Below are 1300 nucleotides of genomic sequence, written 5' to 3'. Positions count from 1 at the left end.
GATCCTCGCCGGGGAGGCGTTATCGTTGAATAGGGGAAGGCGCTGGCGGGCAGCGCTGGAGGGTCAGGCGGGGATGATTGCGACGCAGGTGTTGACCATGGTGCCGGAGGTCTTGAACGAGGCGTCAGGCAGGTTGACGATGCTGCCGCTGCGCGCAGAGACGATGCCTCGGAAGTCACGGGACAGGGCGTCTTCACGGAAGATCACCCCAGTCGGCATGATCGCTACCAGCAGGCCGCGCGGCTTGAGGAATTTGAGGGCGTGCATCACGTGGTGAATGTCGCTGCGTTTCTTGTCGAACGGCGGGTTCATCACGACTCGGTCATAGATCGGATCAGGCTCAATGCTGAGGAAGTCCGCGCAGCGCACGGAGCGGAAAGCCAGTTGCTCCAGGTGCTTAGCATTGTCCGGCAGAAGCTCGACGCAATCCACATCCAAGCCGGCGATGGCCAGGGCGCTGGCAATGGCACCTCGTCCCGCCGATGGCTCCAGGGCCGACATACCTTTTTCCAGTTGGGCGAACTCCAGTATACGATCAACCACCAGGCCTGGAGTTGGGAAGAAGCCAAAGTCCTGCGGAACCGCGACCTCGCCCGTGAGGATGATGTTCTCGATCGCTTCGGCAGCGTCACCGGCGAACAGGTGCGCCTTGGCCTTGGTATTCCACTTGCCGCCGGCAGCTTTCAGGGTTTTGTCCAGACGGGCGTACAGGCCTCGATCCAGCTGACCGCCGGTGATGAAGAGCTTGTTTCCTTCAGTGCGGGAAGCGCTGAGCAGCGCCATGACTTCGATATCGACTTTCATATGTTTCTCCAGGGCATACGCCGCCCTCCGTGTCCGGATGCGGCAAGATTCGAAGGGGTTCAGCCGTTGCCGAGCAGCAACAGGCCGGTGTCGTCTGGGTCGTCGCCCAGCATCAAATCAGGCGCCCGAAGCTCGCGACCGATGCGGAACTGGTCGAGTCGTCGCGCCACAAAATCCGAGACAACAATTTCGTGGCGCGGCGCACTCAGGAAGTGGCGGGCCGCTTCAGGCCCTAATTCATGGATGCGGTGGATCAGCAGAGTCATGGCCTCGCCGTTTTCCTTGACTTCGGCCCACTGCATGATATCGGCCAGGGCCTGGCGGGTGCCTTCGCCTGCCTTCATCCGCAGGTCTTCGAACTTGGCCTTGGCATCTTTGGCCCTGCGCTTCGCGTCACGCTGCTGCTGCGTCAGAGCCATCATCGCCTCCATTGCGCACAAAGGTGGTGCCCGGGGCGTATTCCAGCAGGTCGCACACCCGGTTGATGATCTTGAGC

General features: G+C 61.5%; 2 protein-coding genes and 1 pseudogene. All 3 read right to left on the bottom strand.

Features of this window, described 5'->3' with window-relative positions; genetic code table 11:
- Nucleotides 1–63: 63 nt before the first annotated feature.
- On the bottom strand, nt 64–804 hold the full coding sequence (locus GYA94_RS26680; protein WP_161893454.1) for a class I SAM-dependent methyltransferase: 741 nt from the start codon (nt 802–804) through the stop codon (nt 64–66).
- A gap of 59 nt (nt 805–863) precedes the next feature.
- The gene (locus tag GYA94_RS26675; protein WP_308936452.1) at nt 864–1235 is read right to left on the bottom strand and encodes a hypothetical protein; all 372 of its coding nucleotides are present in this window, start codon (nt 1233–1235) and stop codon (nt 864–866) included.
- Nucleotides 1198–1300: pseudogene (locus GYA94_RS28855) on the bottom strand (DUF7740 domain-containing protein); the annotation flags it as partial. The gene GYA94_RS26675 and the pseudogene GYA94_RS28855, both read right to left, overlap by 38 nt.

Origin of the sequence: Pseudomonas juntendi, from assembly GCF_009932375.1 — a bacterium.
Lineage (GTDB): Bacteria > Pseudomonadota > Gammaproteobacteria > Pseudomonadales > Pseudomonadaceae > Aquipseudomonas > Aquipseudomonas juntendi.
Note: the sequence above shows the minus strand (reverse complement) of the source record. Positions and strands in the feature narration are given on the sequence as shown.